The sequence below is a fragment of the Streptomyces rubiginosohelvolus genome (genome assembly GCF_014649875.1).
Lineage (GTDB): Bacteria > Actinomycetota > Actinomycetes > Streptomycetales > Streptomycetaceae > Streptomyces > Streptomyces rubiginosohelvolus.
Genome location: NZ_BMTW01000021.1, coordinates 109,777 through 125,518, shown reverse-complemented (window position 1 = coordinate 125,518; position 15,742 = coordinate 109,777). Strand labels below are relative to the sequence as shown.

At 73.6% G+C, this 15,742-nt stretch carries 16 protein-coding genes; 8 read left to right on the top strand and 8 right to left on the bottom strand.

Annotation, left to right across the window (positions count from 1 at the left end; translation table 11 throughout):
• The 3 genes from IE134_RS31620 to IE134_RS31610 form a co-directional block, all read left to right on the top strand.
• Positions 1-654, top strand: a 654-nt coding sequence (locus IE134_RS31620) for an ABC transporter permease (protein WP_189432435.1), incomplete at its 5' end; no start/stop codon positions are given.
• Positions 655-878: 224 nt separating this feature from the next.
• Positions 879-1,793 carry an AurF N-oxygenase family protein gene (locus tag IE134_RS31615; RefSeq protein WP_098016714.1) on the top strand — a complete coding sequence of 305 codons (915 nt, stop codon included), beginning with the start codon at positions 879-881 and terminating at the stop codon, positions 1,791-1,793.
• Positions 1,794-1,802: 9 nt separating this feature from the next.
• Positions 1,803-3,461, top strand: coding sequence for an FAD-dependent oxidoreductase (locus IE134_RS31610; RefSeq protein WP_189432434.1), 1,659 nt, complete (start codon positions 1,803-1,805; stop codon positions 3,459-3,461).
• A 91-nt stretch (positions 3,462-3,552) separates the two neighbouring features.
• Here the strand turns inward: IE134_RS31610 and IE134_RS31605 are convergent, their stop codons facing one another.
• Positions 3,553-5,019 (bottom strand): MFS transporter, encoded by a 1,467-nt coding sequence (locus IE134_RS31605; RefSeq protein WP_189432432.1) that lies wholly within the window; start codon positions 5,017-5,019, stop codon positions 3,553-3,555.
• A 141-nt stretch (positions 5,020-5,160) separates the two neighbouring features.
• On the opposite strand from IE134_RS31605, the gene IE134_RS31600 reads away from it, so the two are divergent.
• On the top strand, positions 5,161-5,607 hold the full coding sequence (locus IE134_RS31600; RefSeq protein WP_030720593.1) for a MarR family winged helix-turn-helix transcriptional regulator: 447 nt from the start codon (positions 5,161-5,163) through the stop codon (positions 5,605-5,607).
• Positions 5,608-5,698: 91 nt separating this feature from the next.
• Complete coding sequence (locus IE134_RS31595) at positions 5,699-6,340, top strand: class E sortase (protein WP_189432448.1); 642 nt, start codon at positions 5,699-5,701, stop codon at positions 6,338-6,340.
• A 37-nt stretch (positions 6,341-6,377) separates the two neighbouring features.
• On the opposite strand, the gene IE134_RS31590 is transcribed toward IE134_RS31595, so the two are convergent.
• Positions 6,378-7,778, bottom strand: coding sequence for an NAD(P)/FAD-dependent oxidoreductase (locus IE134_RS31590; protein ID WP_030720598.1), 1,401 nt, complete (start codon positions 7,776-7,778; stop codon positions 6,378-6,380).
• Positions 7,779-7,971: 193 nt separating this feature from the next.
• On the opposite strand from IE134_RS31590, the gene IE134_RS31585 reads away from it, so the two are divergent.
• Positions 7,972-8,895 (top strand): aminoglycoside phosphotransferase family protein, encoded by a 924-nt coding sequence (locus IE134_RS31585; protein WP_373301891.1) that lies wholly within the window; start codon positions 7,972-7,974, stop codon positions 8,893-8,895.
• Positions 8,896-8,936: 41 nt separating this feature from the next.
• Here IE134_RS31585 and IE134_RS31580 read toward each other — a convergent pair whose 3' ends face one another.
• Positions 8,937-9,938: a zinc-binding dehydrogenase gene (locus IE134_RS31580; RefSeq protein ID WP_189432430.1), complete on the bottom strand. Its 1,002-nt coding sequence runs from the start codon at positions 9,936-9,938 to the stop codon at positions 8,937-8,939.
• A gap of 74 nt (positions 9,939-10,012) precedes the next feature.
• Positions 10,013-11,224 (bottom strand): NAD(P)-binding protein, encoded by a 1,212-nt coding sequence (locus IE134_RS31575; RefSeq protein WP_189432429.1) that lies wholly within the window; start codon positions 11,222-11,224, stop codon positions 10,013-10,015.
• Between the two features lie 103 nt (positions 11,225-11,327).
• Here IE134_RS31575 and IE134_RS31570 point away from each other — a divergent pair, with 103 nt between their 5' ends.
• Positions 11,328-12,011: a pentapeptide repeat-containing protein gene (locus IE134_RS31570; protein WP_179887971.1), complete on the top strand. Its 684-nt coding sequence runs from the start codon at positions 11,328-11,330 to the stop codon at positions 12,009-12,011.
• 21 nt (positions 12,012-12,032) lie between these two features.
• On the opposite strand, the gene IE134_RS31565 is transcribed toward IE134_RS31570, so the two are convergent.
• Genes IE134_RS31565 through IE134_RS31550 form a run of 4 tightly spaced genes read right to left on the bottom strand, consistent with a single transcriptional unit; the run spans position 12,033 to position 14,937 of the window.
• On the bottom strand, positions 12,033-12,530 hold the full coding sequence (locus IE134_RS31565; protein ID WP_010063675.1) for a hypothetical protein: 498 nt from the start codon (positions 12,528-12,530) through the stop codon (positions 12,033-12,035).
• A 12-nt stretch (positions 12,531-12,542) separates the two neighbouring features.
• Complete coding sequence (locus tag IE134_RS31560) at positions 12,543-12,836, bottom strand: hypothetical protein (RefSeq protein ID WP_229823782.1); 294 nt, start codon at positions 12,834-12,836, stop codon at positions 12,543-12,545.
• Between the two features lie 32 nt (positions 12,837-12,868).
• The gene (locus IE134_RS31555; RefSeq protein ID WP_030720615.1) at positions 12,869-13,549 is read right to left on the bottom strand and encodes a response regulator; all 681 of its coding nucleotides are present in this window, start codon (positions 13,547-13,549) and stop codon (positions 12,869-12,871) included.
• Positions 13,546-14,937, bottom strand: a complete 1,392-nt coding sequence (locus IE134_RS31550) for a sensor histidine kinase (protein WP_098894425.1) — start codon at positions 14,935-14,937, stop codon at positions 13,546-13,548. Before IE134_RS31550 ends, IE134_RS31555 begins: the two co-directional genes overlap by 4 nt.
• Before the next feature lie 243 nt (positions 14,938-15,180).
• On the opposite strand from IE134_RS31550, the gene IE134_RS31545 reads away from it, so the two are divergent.
• Positions 15,181-15,738 carry a GlcG/HbpS family heme-binding protein gene (locus tag IE134_RS31545; RefSeq protein ID WP_030720618.1) on the top strand — a complete coding sequence of 186 codons (558 nt, stop codon included), beginning with the start codon at positions 15,181-15,183 and terminating at the stop codon, positions 15,736-15,738.
• The last annotated feature ends 4 nt before the right edge of the window (positions 15,739-15,742 follow it).

The window sequence follows — 15,742 nt, the reverse complement described above, 5'->3', positions numbered from 1 at the left end:
TTCGGCGACGTCATGAGCGCCGGCATCGGCGGCGCGGGGGCCGACCGCTCCGCTTACATCGCCTACATCGTCCCGGGGCTGCTCCTGCTGACCATCGGCTCCACCGTGGTCGGGACCGCGGTGTCCGTCTCCAACGACATGACCGAGGGCATCATCGCCCGCTTCCGCACCATGGCGATCCACCGCAGTTCGGTGCTCGTCGGGCACGTCGTCGGCAGTGTGCTCCAGAGCGTGCTGAGCGTGGTCGTGGTCGGCGCGGTCGGGGTGGCCATCGGTTTCCGGTCCACGGACGCCACGGTCGTGGAGTGGCTGGCCGCGTTCGGGCTGCTCGTGCTCTTCTCCGCCGCCCTCACCTGGGTCGCCGTCGGTATGGGCCTGATCAGCCCGAACGCCGAGGCGGCCAGCAACAACGCCCTGCCGATGGTCCTGCTCCCGATGCTGTCCAGCGCCTTCATCCCGGTGGAGACGATGCCGGGCTGGTTCCGGCCGATCGCCGAGTACCAGCCCTTCACCCCGGCGATCGAGACCCTGCGCGGCCTGCTGCTGGGCACCGAGATCGGCCACAACGGCTGGCTGGCCGTCGGCTGGAGCCTCGGACTCGTGGTCCTCGGCTACTTCTGGGCGACGGCGAAGTTCGCCCAGGATCCCCGGTAGTTGGCGCGAAGGAGCCTTGCGGGGTGAGGAGATGTGGTGAGGTCCCGGGCCGATTTCTACCGAGGGGTAGGCGGCCCGGGCTCCTTGTTATACCTTGCGTCTAACAAGCGGGTGGGCGCCCGGCCGGTATCAGGTCCGGCGCGGCCGCCCCGTACGGCAGGGACGTCGTCGTCCGCAGCTCACCACGATCAAGGATCACCGCACTCGACCCAAGGAGCCGCAGCATGGCCGGCAGCACCGTTTCGTCGAAGGTCCAGGAAAGTCCCGAGGGCGACGACGTCGCGCGGCGGCTGCTCGACTCGGCCGCGCAGCTGGCGTACGACCCGGCCACCGAGGTGGACTGGGAGACGCCGCTGGACAAGGAGTTCCACGGCGCGAGCCCGGAGTGGAGCAGTCTCTACGGGACCGCCTACTGGTACGAGTTGACCGAGGCGCAGCGCAAGGAGCTGACCCGGCAGGAGGCGGCTTCGGTCGCCAGCACCGGGATCTGGTTCGAGATGATCCTCCAGCAGATGGTGCTGCGGGACATCTACATGAAGAACCCGGCGGGCGCGGAGTTCCAGTGGGCGCTCACCGAGATAGCCGAGGAGTGCCGCCACTCGATCATGTTCGCGCGCGGCGCGCAGAAGCTGGGCGCGCCCCACTACCGCCCGCGCCGGGCGGTGATGGAGCTGGGCCGGGCGTTCAAGACGCTGGCGTTCGGCGAGGCGGCGTACGCGGCGATCCTGGTCGCCGAGGAGGTCCTCGACGTGATGCAGCGGGACTGGATGCGCGACGAGCGGGTCGTGCCGTTCGTCCGCACCATCAACAACATCCACGTCGTGGAGGAGTCCCGGCACATGAAGTTCGCCCGGGACGAGACCCTCAAGCGGCTGGAGGGCGCGGGGTGGGCGCGGCGGCAGATCAACGCGTTCGTCGTCGCCGTCGCCTCGTACTTCATCGTGACCAGCATGGTGAACCCGGAGGTCTACCGGAAGGCCGGCCTCGACAAGCGGCGGGCGCTGGCCGCCGCGAAGAGCAACGCGCACCACAAGTCGATGATGCGGTCGAGCTGTTCGGGGCTGATGGACTTCCTGGCCTCCGCCCGTCTGCTCACCAAGCCCGCCCTCGCGTTCTACAAGCGCGCGAACCTGATCTGAGCCGGGGCCATGACCTACGCCATCACCCAGACCTGCTGCAACGACGCCACCTGTGTGGCCGTGTGCCCGGTCAACTGCATCCACCCGACGCCGGAGGAACGCGCCTTCGGCTCCACGGAGATGCTGCACATCGACCCGCGGGCGTGCATCGACTGCGGGGCCTGCGCGGACGCCTGCCCGGTGGACGCGATCTTCCCGGTGGACTCGCTGTCCGCCGGGCAGCGGGAGTACGCGGACATCAACGCCGCCTACTACGAAGGTGCCGAACCGCTCGCGGCGGAGGTCGGCGGGCCCAACTTCCACGCCTGGGGCGAGCCGGTCTTCGAGCGCAGCCTGCCGTCCGACTTCGGGCCGCTGCGGGTGGCGGTGGTCGGTACCGGTCCCGCCGGGATGTACGCGGCGCAGGACCTGCTGCTGCACACCGCGGCCGAGGTGACCCTGATCGACCGGCTGCCGGTGGCGGGCGGGCTCGTCCGGTACGGGGTGGCCCCCGACCACCCCGCGACGAAGAAGGTCGGCGACACCTTCTCGCGCTTCCACTCCCATCCCCGGGTCCGGATGCACCTGGGGATCGAGGTGGGCCGGGACGTCACAGCCGAGGAGCTGTCGGCCCACCACGACGCGGTGATCTACGCGGTCGGCGCCTCCACGGACCGGCGGCTCGGGGTGCCGGGGGAGGAGACGCCCGGCTGCCTGTCGGCCACGGCGTTCGTCGCCTGGTACAACGCCCATCCGGAGGCCGTCGCGCAGGGCGTCGACCTCTGCGCCGAGCGGGTCGTCGTGGTCGGCAACGGCAATGTCGCCCTCGACGTCGCCCGGATCCTGGTCGCCGACCCGGAGGCCCTCGCGGCCACCGACATCGCCGCCCACGCCCTGGACGCGCTGCGGGCGAGCCGGGTCCGGGAGGTGGTGGTGCTGGGGCGGCGGGGTCCCGGGGACGCCGCGTACACCCGCTCCGAACTCCTCGCGCTGAAGCACGTACCGGGCGTGGAGCTGGTGGTGGACGACCACGACCCGCGGACGGCGGCCGCGATCGACGCGGCCGGGGCGGGTGACCGGGCCGGGGTGCTCAAGGGGCTCGCCCGGGTCCGGACGGACGCCGCGTCCCCCACGGGCGGTGAGCGCCGCATCGTGCTCCGCTTCCACTCCGAGGTCCGGGAGATCCGGGGCGAGGGCGACGGCGTGAACTCCGTACGCGTCACGGACGGCGGCGGCACGGCCGACCTGGGTGCCGGGCTGTTGCTGCGGGCCATCGGATACCGAGGAATCCCGGTCCCCGGGCTGCCGTTCGACGAGGCATCGGGCACCGTCCCGCACGAGGGCGGCCGGGTGGCCGGGGTGCCCGGCAGCTATGTGGTCGGCTGGATCAAGCGGGGGCCGTCCGGCGGGATCGGCGCCAACCGGACCTGCGCCGCCGAGACGGTCGGCACGCTCCTGGCCGACGCGGTCGCCGGGGAGCTGCCCGCGCCGACGGGCGACGCCAAGGCGTTCCGGCGCCTGGCCCGGCAGCGCAACCGCCGGGTCGTGGACGCCCGGGGCCTGGCCGCGATCGACCGCGCCGAACGGGACCGGGGGCGGCGCGACGGCCGGCCCCGGGTGAAGCTCGCCACCGTCGAGGAGCTGGTGGCCACGGCACGGTCGGGGCGGTTGCTGAGACTGACCCGGTGACGCGCCGTTCGTACAAGTGACTTACGAAGTCCGGCCCGGGGCCCGGCGGTTGAAGCGCCGGGCCCCGGGCCGTGGGCCGTTCGGGCGTCGCTCAGGCCTTGGCCTCCGACGCCTCCGGTACCTCCGCCGGTCCGGTCGCGGCGGGCCGGAGCGGTGTGGTCGCCGGGCGTACGGGGATGAGCGCGGCGACGACCGCGGCGGCGAGGCCGACCCCGCAGCCGATCAGCATCGCGGCCCGGAAGCCGTTTTCCGAGGGCAGCGGGAAGCCGCCGAAGTCCGTGGTCATCCGGGCCAGGACCACGCCGATGACCGCAGCCGCGAACGACGTGCCGATCGAGCGCATCAGGGCGTTGAAGCTGTTCGCCGACGCGGTCTCGGACTGCGGCACCGCGCCCATGATGAGCGCGGGCATCGCCCCGTACGCGAAGCCGACGCCCGAGTTGCAGACGAGGGTGACGATCAGCAGGCTCCACGGGGAGTCAGAACCGATCAGCGGTACGGACAGGCCGTAGCCGGCGGCGATGAGCAGACTGCCCACGGCCAGGGTGACCTTCGGGCCCTTGGCCGCGGACAGCTTCGCGCCGACCGGGGACATCGCCATCATCATCAGCCCCGCCGGGGCCATCCACAGGCCCATCGCGAGCATCGACTGCCCCAGGCCGTACCCGGTGGCCTCGGGCAGCTGGAGCAGCTGGGGCACGACGAGGGACTGGGCGTACATCGCGAACCCGACCAGGACCGAGGCGGTGTTCGTCATGAGGACCTGGGGGCGGGCCGTGACGCGCAGGTCGACCAGCGGGTCGGTCAGCCGCAGCTCCCACCAGCCCCAGGCGGGCAGCAGCACCAGGACGGCGGCGAACAGGGAGAGCGTGGTGGCGCTGCCCCAGCCCCAGTCGGCGCCCTTGGACACGGCGAGCAGCAGGCAGATCAGGGCGGTGCCGAGGCCGACGGCCCCGGGCAGATCGAACCGTCCGGACCGGGCGGCCGGGCGGTCCCCGGGGACCAGGGCGAGGACCAGCGCGCCGACCGCGAGAGCCAGCACGGCGACCACCCAGAACAGCACCCGCCAGCTGGTGTTCTCCGCGATGGCGGCGGCGAACGGCAGGCCCAGCGCACCGCCCACGCCCATCGAGGCGCTCATGATCGCGATCGACGGGCCGAGCTTCTCGGCCGGGACCACGTCGCGCAGCAGGCTGATGCCGAGCGGGACCACCCCCATGCCGAGGCCCTGGAGGCCGCGTCCGGCGATCATCGGGACCACGGCGGAGGACAGGGCGCAGACCACCGAGCCGAGCACCAGCGGGACGAGCGAGAGCAGCAGCATGCGCCGCTTGCCGTACATGTCGCCGAGCCGGCCGGCGACGGGAGTGGCCACCGCGGCGGCGAGCAGGGTGGCGGTGATGACCCAGGAGGCGTTGGACGCGGAGGTGTCGAACAGTCTCGGCAGCTCCGCGATCAGCGGCACCACCAGGGTCTGCGTGAGCGCCGCGACGATCCCGGCGAAGGCGAGGATGCCGACCACGCCTCCCGGGCGGGGTGCGGGGGGTGAACTCTCCACGGGTACTGCTCCCTCTTGCCCTTCCGGGCGGATCGACGCGCATCGGGTGTTCGACCATGCAAGATACATGGAATATGCATCATGCATAGCATGTGCATTATGCACATCTATCGTGAGACCTGGTCAACGGAGGAAGAGCACGTGGACAAGCCCATCGGCCGGATCGAACGCGAGACGATGCTGCTCGGCCGGTACATGCACATGGTCACCCCGCGCGTGGACTGGCAGCTCGACCGCTCCGCCTACATCCTGCTCAGCCGGATCCAGGCCGAGGGGCCCATGTCCATCGGCCAGCTCGGCGACGCCTTCCGGCTGGACGCCTCCACGCTCAACCGGCAGACCGCCGCGATGCTGCGGGCCGGGGTCGTCGAGCGCATCCCGGACCCCGACGGCGGGATCGCCCGCAAGTTCGCCATCACCGAGGAGGGCGAACGCCGCCTCGACAGCGACCGGAGCAGGAACGTGGCCGGCCTCGCCAAGGTCCTCGCCGACTGGACCCCGGAGGAGGCGGAACAGCTCGCCGCCTCGCTCAGCCGGCTGAACCTCTCGATCGAACGGCTCGACGGACGGCCCTGGCCCCGCGACTGATCCCCGGGCCCCCGGGCGCTCCCGGCGGTGTCCTGGTGTACTGGAGGTACAGGGACCGGGGCTACTGATCCGGTCCTGGATGGGGAAGCTCATGCGCCGCCGCCACCGCCTTCGTACCCGTACGTTCCTCAGGGCCTCTGCCTGTGCCGGTGCCGCCGTGCTGCTGACCGTCGGCGCGGGCACCGCCGCCGCGGCCCCCGCCGACCGCACGGCCCCGCGTACCGAGGTCGCCGTCATCGCCGTCCCCGCCATCGGCGTCGAGGACCTGGACGTCGTGCCGTACGAGGGGACGACCGACGACCGTCCCGGCAGCCGGATCCAGGACCGGGGCGTCGCGGCCAGCCCGTACGGGGAGAAGGGCGGGGTCGGGCCGGGCGAGGTCGGCAACTACCTCGTCACCGCGCACCGGTTGAGCGCCGGAGGGGTGCTGCGCGACCTGCCGGAGGTGGAGAAGGGCGATTCCGTGTACGTGACGGAGGACGGCACCCGCTACACCTACGAGATCACCGCCACCCGGCAGACCTCCTTCCGCAGCGAGCGCTCGCTCGCCGAGCAGCGGGCCGAGGTGCCGGGGAAGCCGGGGGAGGAACCGACCCGGGCGATGATCACGCTCTCCACCTGCGCGACCCCCGAGGACGACGCGGCCGGGAACTTCTGGCGCGATGAGTTCGGCAACCCCGAGCACCGCATCGACAAGGTGGGGGTGCTGGTCGCGGAGCGCCCCGCGTCGTAGCCCGGGTCTCAGTGGCGGCCCGCGTCGTAGCCCGGCCTCAGTGGCGGCCCGCGATCCGGTCCGCCGCCTTCGCGATGGGGTCCGTGCCGGGGCGCGGCGAGGTGGTCTCGCGGCGGTCGGCGGCGCGGTAGGCCGCGTACATGCCGTGGACGCCGAGCCAGCGGAAGGGTTCGGGCTCCCAGCGGCGGACCTTGTGGTTCACCCACGGCAGGGCGGTGAGCTCGGTGGGGCCCGCCTGGCCGGAGTCCTGCTGGATCAGGTCGCGCAGGGTGCGGGCGGCGAGGTTGGCGGTGGCGACGCCCGAGCCGACGTAACCGCCCGCATAGCCCAGGCCCGTGGAGCGGTCGAGCGTGACGGTGGCGCACCAGTCGCGCGGGACGCCGAGGACGCCCGACCAGGCGTGGTCGACGTGGACGCCCGCCGTGACGGGGAAGAGACGGACCATCAGGTCGCGCAGGGCGGTGACGGTGGCGGGCTGCGTGCGGCCGTCGTTGTCGGTGGCCGAGCCGAAGCGGTACGGGTAGCCGCGGCCGCCGAGCGCGATGCGGTCGTCGGCGGTGCGCTGGGCGTAGAAGTAGGCGTGGGCCATGTCGCCGAGGGTCTCGCGGCCCTCCCAGCCGATCGCGTCCCAGATCCGGTCGGGCAGCGGCTCGGTGACGATCATGGAGGAGTTCATCGGGAGCCAGGTGCGCTTCTGGCCCTTGAGGCTCGCGGTGAAGCCCTCGGTGCAGCGCAGGACGTACGGGGCGCGGACCGTGCCGTACGGGGTGACGGCGTGCTTGGGCTTGATCTCGGTGACCGGGGTCGACTCGTGGATGGTGACGCCGAGCGCCTCCACCGCGTCCGCGAGGCCCTTGACCAGCTTGGCCGGGTGCAGCCGGGCGCCGTGCGGGGTCCAGGTGGAGCCGACGGCCCCGGTCACATGGACGCGCTCGGCGGTCTCGCGCGCTCCGCGCAGGATCCGGTCGGTCTCCCCGAAGGCGATCTCGACGCTGTGGAAGTCCTTGAGGCGGGCGAGCTGGGCCGGGGTGTGGGCCACCTCCAGGACACCGCCCCGGTGGATGTCGGCGTCGATCTTCTCCTCGGCGGCGGTCCTGACGACCTCGCCGACGGTCTCGTTCATCGCCTTCTGGAGCCGTACGGCGGCCTCGTGGCCGTGCAGCTTGGCGTACCGGTCGCGGCCCGCGATGCCGTTGTACAGCCAGCCGCCGTTACGGCCGGAGGCCCCGTAACCGCAGAACTTGGCCTCCAGGACGGTGATGTTGAGGAAGGGGACGGCCTTCTTCAGGTAGTACGCCGTCCAGAGGCCGGTGTAGCCGCCGCCGACGATGCAGACGTCGACGCTCGTGTCGCCGGGGAGCGGTTCGCGCGGGGCGGGGGTGCCCTCCTGCGCGTACCAGAACGATATGCCGCCGACGACGGTACTGACGGTGCTCATGATGCCCCTGGTGTCCCTGTCCGGTGAGATGCCGAGCGTACGTGTGGCGGGACGTTACTGCGCGCGGGGCCGTTTCGTCTCCTGTGCCCGTTCCGGTCCCCTTCCGGTCCCGTTCCGGTCCCCTTCCGGTCCCGTTCCGGTCCCCTTCCGGTCCCCGAAAATCGCTCCTCCCTGAGACCCGCACCTCCCTAGGATCGGTCGCGTGATCGAGATCCCGCCCGAGTTGGCCGCCACCCAGTCCGCCTTCAACGGAGCCGCCGGGCGGGCCTTCGTCGCCGCCCTGCCGGACCTCGCCGCGCGGCTGCTGGAGCGGTGGGGGCTGCGGTCGGACGGCCCGTCGATGTACGGGATGTGCGCGCTGGTCCTGCCCGTGGTGCGGGAGGCGGACGGGCGGCCCGCCGCGTTGAAGCTCCAGGCGGTGGACGAGGAGACGGCGGGCGAACCGGTCGCCCTGCGGGCCTGGTCGGCGGCGGGCGCGGGGGCGGTGGAGCTGCTCGACCACGACCCGGAGAGCGGTGCGCTGCTGCTGGAACGGCTCGACGAGCGGCGGCCGTTGTCCGGCGAGGCCGACGTACGGGAGGCGGTGAAGGTCCTCGGCTCGGTGCTGGCCCGGCTGGTGGCGGTGCCCGCGCCCGAGGGGCTGCGCACGCTGGGCGGGGTGGCGGAGCGGATGCTCGCGGAGGTGCCGGAGCGGGTGGGCCTGCTGGCCGACGCGGCGGACCGGCGGCTGCTCGCCGACTGCGCGGCGGCGGTGCGGGAGGTCGCGGGCGAGCCGGGGGACCGGCTGCTGCACTGGGACCTGCACTACGACAACATCCTGGCCGGGCGCGCGGACGCCGGGCGGGCGGGGGAGTGGATCGCGCTCGACCCGAAGCCGCTGGCGGGGGACCCGGGCTTCGAGCTGTTCCCGGCGCTGGACAACCTCTTCGACGCGGACGAGGTGGTGTGGCGGTTCGACGCGCTGACCGAGGCCCTGGGTCTGGAGCGCGACCGGGAGCGGGCGCGGGCCTGGACGCTGGGCCGGGTGCTCCAGAACGGGCTGTGGGGAGCCGAGGAGGGGGAGGTCCGGCTCGCCCCCGACCACGCGGAGATCGCGCGGCGGCTGCTGGGGCGGTGAAGGGGGGAACCGACTGGCCGAGATGCGCGAACTCCTCCTGGTCACGGCTCCAGGACCACCTTGCCCATCGTGCCCCGGGTCTCCAGCGCGCGGTGTGCGGCGGCGGCCTCGGCGAGCGGGAAGCGCTGGACGGCGGGGCGCAGGCGGCCGGCCGCCGCCTCGGCGAGGGCGCGGGTCTCCAGGGCGCGCAGCCCGCCTCCCCGCTCGATCATCTTCGGTCCGAGGACGGACGTCGACGTGATGGAGCGTTCGGTCAGTTCGGCGGGGGTGAAGGTGAGGGGTTCCCCGTCGCGGAGCCCCTCGCCGGACCAGCCGTAGACGACGTGCTGCCCGCCGGGGCCGAGGAGACCGACGGCGGCGCGGGCGGTGGTCCCGCCGACGGAGTCGTACACGACGGTGGCCCGCAGACCGGCCGTGTCGAGGTACTCCCGGGCCCGGAGCGGCCAGTCGGGGCGGGTGTAGTCGAGGGCGAGGTCGGCCCCGTTCTCCGTCGCCCGTGCCACCTTCGCCGGGCCCCCGGCCAGGGCGATCACGGTGGCGCCCGCGTTCTTGGCGTACTGGACGATCAGTGTGCCGATGCCGCCCGCCGCGGCGGTGACGACGACCACGGAGTCCGGGCCGAGCGGGGTGAACCCGAGGATGCCGAGGGCGGTGCGGCCGGTGCCGATCATGGCGACGGCCGCGGCGGCGTCGAGCTCCTCGGGGATCTCGTGGAGCCGGTCGGCCTCGGTGACGGCGAGTTCGGCGTACCCGCCGGGCGCCATGCCGAGGTGGGCGACGACGTGCTTGCCGAGCAAGCCGGGATCCGTGCCCTCGCCCACCGACTCGACGGTCCCGGCGACCTCGCGGCCGGGGACGGTGGGCAGGTCGGCGGGGGCCGGGAAGGGGCCCGCCTCCCCTTCCCGCAGAACCGTGTCCAGCAGGTGCACGCCGGCCGCGGCCACGGCGATACGGACCTGGCCGGGGCCGGGAACCGGGTCCTCGGTCCTCTCGTACACGAGGTTCTCGGCGGGGCCGAAGGTGTGAAGGCGTACGGCGTGCACGAAGGGCTCCCCGGGGTCGTGGTCCTGGCGGTCCGGCCCACCGCCGGGGCGGGCCGTGCCCCCACCCTCGTACCTCAGGTTTGGTTGAGGTCAACCCCGGATCCGGAGCGCTGTCCGGCGGCCTTCACGGCGAGCATCGCGGCTTCGAGGCCGCTGGTGAAGGAGACCTCGCTGAGGAGTCCGGGGGCGGCGACCTGGTCGCCCGCCAGGAAGACGCCGTCGCCCCGGACCACGGAGGGCCGGTCCCGCCAGGTGGTGCCGGGGCGGTCGACGGCTCCGGTGCGGCCGTCGGCGAGGGCCTCCGCGCGCCAGGTGGTGCGCTCCCGCCAGCCGGGGAAGCCGAGGTCGAGGAGGGCCTCGGCGCGGGCGACGCCCTCCGCCCGCCGGGTGTCGGGGCCGATCGCGAACTGGCCCTGGAGCAGCTGTTCGCCGGCCGGGGCGAGCGAGGGGTCCTGGGCGGTGAACCGCTCCAGCCAGCCGGGCGCGTCCAGGTCCGACATGATGAACGCGTCGCCGCGCCGGGTGCGTACCGCCAGGTCCACCAGGACGGTGCGGCCGCTCTCCCAGGTGAGGGAGGCGTCGTCGAGCAGGGCGCGGGCGGAGTCGAGGGAGGTGGCGACGACCACCGGTCCGGTACGGGCCAGCTCGCCGAGCGTCCGGGTGTCGACGCGGGCGCTCGTCTCGACCACGACCCCGAGCCCCCGGGCGTGGGCGGCCATCCGCTCGACGAGCCGGGCCCAGCCGCCGACCGGGTAGCGGGCCTCGGGCGGGAGCGAGGTCAGCCGTTGGAAGCGCTCCTGGACGAAGCGGGCGGAGAGCGCGCCGGGGTCGTGGTGGAAGAGCCCGGCGGCAGCGAAGTTCGCGGCGGCCCGGGCCCCCTCCTCGCCGACCTGACCGGTGGCCCACTCCAGGAAGGTGCCGTCCACCGGGGCGGTGCGGGGGTCCCGGCGGGAGAGCCGCAGCAGGGCGGCGGGCGGCAGCGCGCGGAGGGCCCCCGCCCGCCGGAAGCGGAAGCGGAGCCCTTCGAGGAGCGGTACGGAGACGACGGGGCCGAGCAGATCGCGCCGCGCCAGCCAGGTGCCGAGCGGCCCGCGGTGGTAGACGGCGTGCGGCCCCTCGTTGGTGCGGTACGGGCCCTCGGCCGTCCTGGCCCGGCCGCCGAGGCTGCGGTGGCCTTCGTGCACAGTGACGCGCGCACCGGATTCGGCGGCGGTGATCGCGGCGGTGAGTCCGGCGAGGCCGCCGCCGACGACGTGGATGTGTCCCGGGTTTCCCATGAGTCCCATGGCTGGATCTCCTTCGCTTCTTTGATGATGCGACGGATCGGGGCCGGCAGCCCGTGACATCGGCGGCGGGGCGTTGTCAGTGGTGTGCGTCACGATGGAGGGCATGGCAACGAGCGGCAGGAAGAAGAGCACCACGGGCGTGACGGCGGCGCGGCGGCCGGAGGTGCGGCTGCCCCCGCTCGTTCCGTGGGACGGGGACGGCTTGGAGCCCGACGGGGACTACGACGGGGTGCGGTTCGACGGAACGGACCTGACGGACGCCTCGGGCCGGGGGGCCCGGTTCATGGACTGCGCCCTGGACGGCTGTGCCCTGGACCGGGCCGAGCTGGCGCGGGCCCGCTTCATCGACGCGGTGCTGACGGGCGTACGGGGCGTGGGCACGGACCTCGCGGAGGCGTCGCTGCGGGACGTGGAGGTGGTGGACGCCCGCCTGGGCGGGGTGCAGCTGCACGGTGCGGTGCTGGAGCGGGTGGTGGTGCGGGGCGGCAAGATCGACTACCTGAATCTGCGCAAGGCCCGGCTGAAGGACGTCGTCTTCGAGGGCTGCGTGCTGTCCGAGCCGGACTTCGGGGACGCGCACCTGGTCCGGGTCGAGTTCCGGGACTGCGTGCTGAAGCGGGCGGACTTCAGCAGCGCCCGCATGGAGTCGGTGGACCTGCGAGCGGTGGCCGAGCTGGACATCGCCCGGGGCGTGGACCGGCTGGCGGGCGCGGTGATCAGCCCGGTGCAGCTGATGGAGCTGGCTCCGGCGTTCGCGGCGCAGATCGGGGTGCGGGTGGAGGCGTGAGGGCGGCCGTCCTCCGAGGCCTCACATACGGGGGAAGCGGGCCTGGAGGTCCCAGATCACGGGGTTGTCGGCGAGGCCGTCGTGCAGATCGGCCAGGTCGGCGATCAGGTCGTGCAGGAAGTCGCGGGCCTCGCGGCGCAGGAGCGAGTGGCTGAAGGTGAGCGGCGGCTCGTCGCCGGGCATCCAGTCCGCCTCGACGTCGACCCAGCCGAAGCGCCGCTCGAAGATCATGACGTCCGAGGACTCGGTGAAGTCCAACTCCGCGTACTGCCGCCGGTGCGAGCGGTTGCCGCGCGGGTCCTGGTCGATCTGCTCGACGATGTCGCACAGCGCCCACGCGAAGTCGAGCACCGGCACCCATCCCCAGGCTGTGGACAGCTCGCGGTCCGCCTTCGTGTCCGCGAGGTAGACGTCGCCGGAGAACAGATCGTGCCGCAGAGCCCGGACGTCCGCGCGGCGGTAGTCGGTCTGCGGGGGATCGGGGAAGCGACGGGAGAGGGAGTAACCGATGTCGAGCACGGATCGATGGTGTCATGCCGGGGGGCGGCGCTGACACGATCGGGTGAGCGGGGTCGGCCCGCCTCCGGTCAGGCGGCCACGGCCTCCGGGCGCGGAGACCCGCACCCGGCCCCGCCGGGCCACGATGGTGTCCCAGGCGGCGGCGACCTCGGGCACGCACTCGACGCCTTCGCCCCGGATGCGGGTGGGGCCGGGCGACAGCGAGGCGATGAAGCTCCTCATGGCCCGGGCACCGTCGGCGCCCACCACCGTCATCGGGGCCGCGCCGAGGGAGATGACGACGACCGCGGCGGGCTGGGGGAGCATCTGCATGTCCAGGCCGGGGCCCGCGCCCGGGGTCAGGGCAGCAGCCGCTGCTCCTTCGCCACCGACACCGCTCCCGCGCGGGTGTCGACGCCGAGCTTGTCGTAGATGCGGCCCAGGTGGGTCTTGACCGTGGCCTCGCTGATGAACAGGGCGCGCGCGATGTCCCGGTTGCCGAGGCCCTGGGAGAGCTGGGCCAGGATGTCGCGTTCGCGGTCGGTGAGGCTGGGGCGGGGGCTGCGCATCCGGGCCATCACGCGGCTGGCGACGGGGGCGGAGAGCGTGGTGCGGCCCTGGGCGGCGGACCGGATCGCGGCGAACAGTTCCTCCGGGCGCTCCGCCTTCAGCAGATAGCCGGTCGCCCCCGCCTCGATGGCGCGGGTGATGTCGGCGTCGGTGTCGTACGTGGTCAGCACCAGGACGTGGACCGTGCCGTCGGCCGCGATGCGGCGGGTCGCCTCGACGCCGTCGATGCCCTCGCCGAGCTGGAGGTCCATGAGGACGACGTCCGGGCTGAGGCGGGCGGCGAGCACCACGGCCTCCTCGCCGCTGCCCGCCTCGCCGACGACCTCGATGTCCGGTTCGCTGCCGAGGAGCGCGAGCAGCCCGGCGCGGACGACCACGTGGTCGTCGCAGAGCAGGATGCGTACGGGGGCGGCGGGGCCGGGGGCCTGGCTTGCCCCGCCGGTCGTGCCGCCGGTCGTCTCGCCGGTCATGTGGGGTCCTCCGTGGTGGTGAGCGGAACCTCTGCGGAGAGCACGGTGCCCTCGCCCGGCGCCGACTCGATGGTGAGCGTTCCGCCGAGCTGCCGCACCCGGGCCCGCATCGCCGGAAGCCCGTGGCCGCGTACGGTGCCGGCGCCGCGTACGCCCTCGGGCTCAGCGGTGAAGCCCCGGCCGTTGTCGCCGATGTCCAGGACCACCCGGTCGTCGAGGTGGGTCAGGGTCAGCCCGGCCGCGGTCGCCCCGGAGTGCTCCCGCACATTGGCCAGGGCCCCTTGGGCGATGCGCAGCAGGGCCGACTGCACCCGGTCCGGCAGTGGGGCGTGCGGGGTGCCCTCCACATGGCAGTGGACGGTGAGCGCGCCCTCCGCCTGGGCGCTCTCGCGGGCCGCCAGCGCGTGCAGGGCCGCCTCCAGGCCGCCGCCCTCCGCGAGGTCGGCGGGGGCCAGGTCGTGGACGAAGCGGCGGGCCTCGGCGAGATTGCGTTCGGCGATGCCCGTGGCCGTACGGACATGGCGGCGGGCGGCGTCCGGGTCGGCGCTCCAGGTGCGGTCGGCGGCCTGGAGCAGCATCTGCTGGCTGGACAGGCCCTGCGCCAGGGTGTCGTGGATCTCCATGGAGAGCCGCTGGCGCTCGGCGAGGGTCCCCTCGCGCCGTTCGGTGGCGGCCAGTTCGCGCCGGGTCCGCAGCAGGTCGTCGATCAGCTCGCGCTGGCGTGCGGCCAGTTCCCGCTGGCGTACCGCCTGCCGCTGCATATGGACGAAGACCGCGGTCGCCACGGCGGCGACCGCGGGCGGGGCGAGGACCAGGTTCGGGTCGAACCCGTCGGCCAGGCGCAGTTGCGCGGCCACGACGAACACGGTGAGCAGGGCGACCAGCGCGAGGGCCGCGCGCGGCGGCAGGATCCGCAGCCCGGTGTAGAACAGCGGCACCGCGCACCACGCGAAGCTCGGCGCCAGGACGACCAGCACCATCCAGACGACGACGAGCACCGCGAGCCAGGTGAGCCGGCGCGGGGTGGGGCGCGAGCCGAGGACGGGGCCGAGGAGATACAGCACCGCCAGGGTGATCGACAGGGCGATGATCCACGGGGTGCGGTCCTCGCCGGGGTGCCGCATCAGGAACCGGGTCAGCGAGGCGCCGAGCAGCAGGAAGAACGCGGCGTGCATGAGGAGCGCGAGCCAGCGGGCGTCGGGGTCGGACCCGGCGGTTCCGGGGGCTTCGGCCGTGGATCCGGCGGTCCCGAGGGCTTCGGCCGTGGATCCGGCGGTCCCGGAGCCCTCGGCCGCGGACCCGGGGATCCCGGAGCCCTCGGCCGCGGGCCCGGAGCCCTCGGCCGCCTCCGCCCCCGCGTCCGGCGAACCGCTGCGGTGCTCCACCACGTACCTCACGTTCCGTCGCTGACCTGCGTAAACCCCTCCATGGTGACCCGATCCGGCCACCCCCGCATCAACCGATCGGCTGACGGGGGCGTCGACCGTCCCGCCCGCCGCTTCCAGCCGGTACGTCGACCGTACGGGGCGGGTTCCGCCGGGAGGATCGATACCAGAGCGAAACGCCCGGACCACTCCGGACCGCCTCGCACCCCACGCCACCGGGCCGACCCGGATCACCAAGGAGCCACCATGAAGAAGCTGTCGCTGCGCACCCGTGTCGTCACCGGCGCCGTCGTCGTCGCCGCCCTCGGGGCCGGCACGTTCGGCGCGATGTCCGCGAGCGCCTCCTCCCCGGCGGCCGCTCCCGCCGCCGCGGTCAAGGCCGACACGAACAACCGCAACCTCCAGCAGACGACGCACCTGACCGTCGCCGCCGCCACCAAGGCCGCGCAGGCCACGCTGGACGCGGCGAAGAAGGAGAACCAGCGGATCTCCGTCGCGGTCGTCGACCGCAACGGCAACACCATCGTCTCCCTGCGCGGCGACGGCGCGGGCCCGCAGTCCCCCGAGTCCGCGGTGAAGAAGGCGTTCACCGCCGTCTCCTGGAACGCCCCCACCTCCGAGCTGGTCAAGCGCCTGGAGCAGACCCCGAACCTGAAGGACATCCCCGGCACCCTGTTCCTCGGCGGCGGCGCCCCGGTCCAGGTCAAGGGCGCCCCGGTGGCGGGCATCGGCGTGGCCGGCGCACCCAGCGGCGACCTCGACGAGAAGTTCGCCCAGGCGGGCGTCGCCTCGCTCGCCCGGTAGTCAC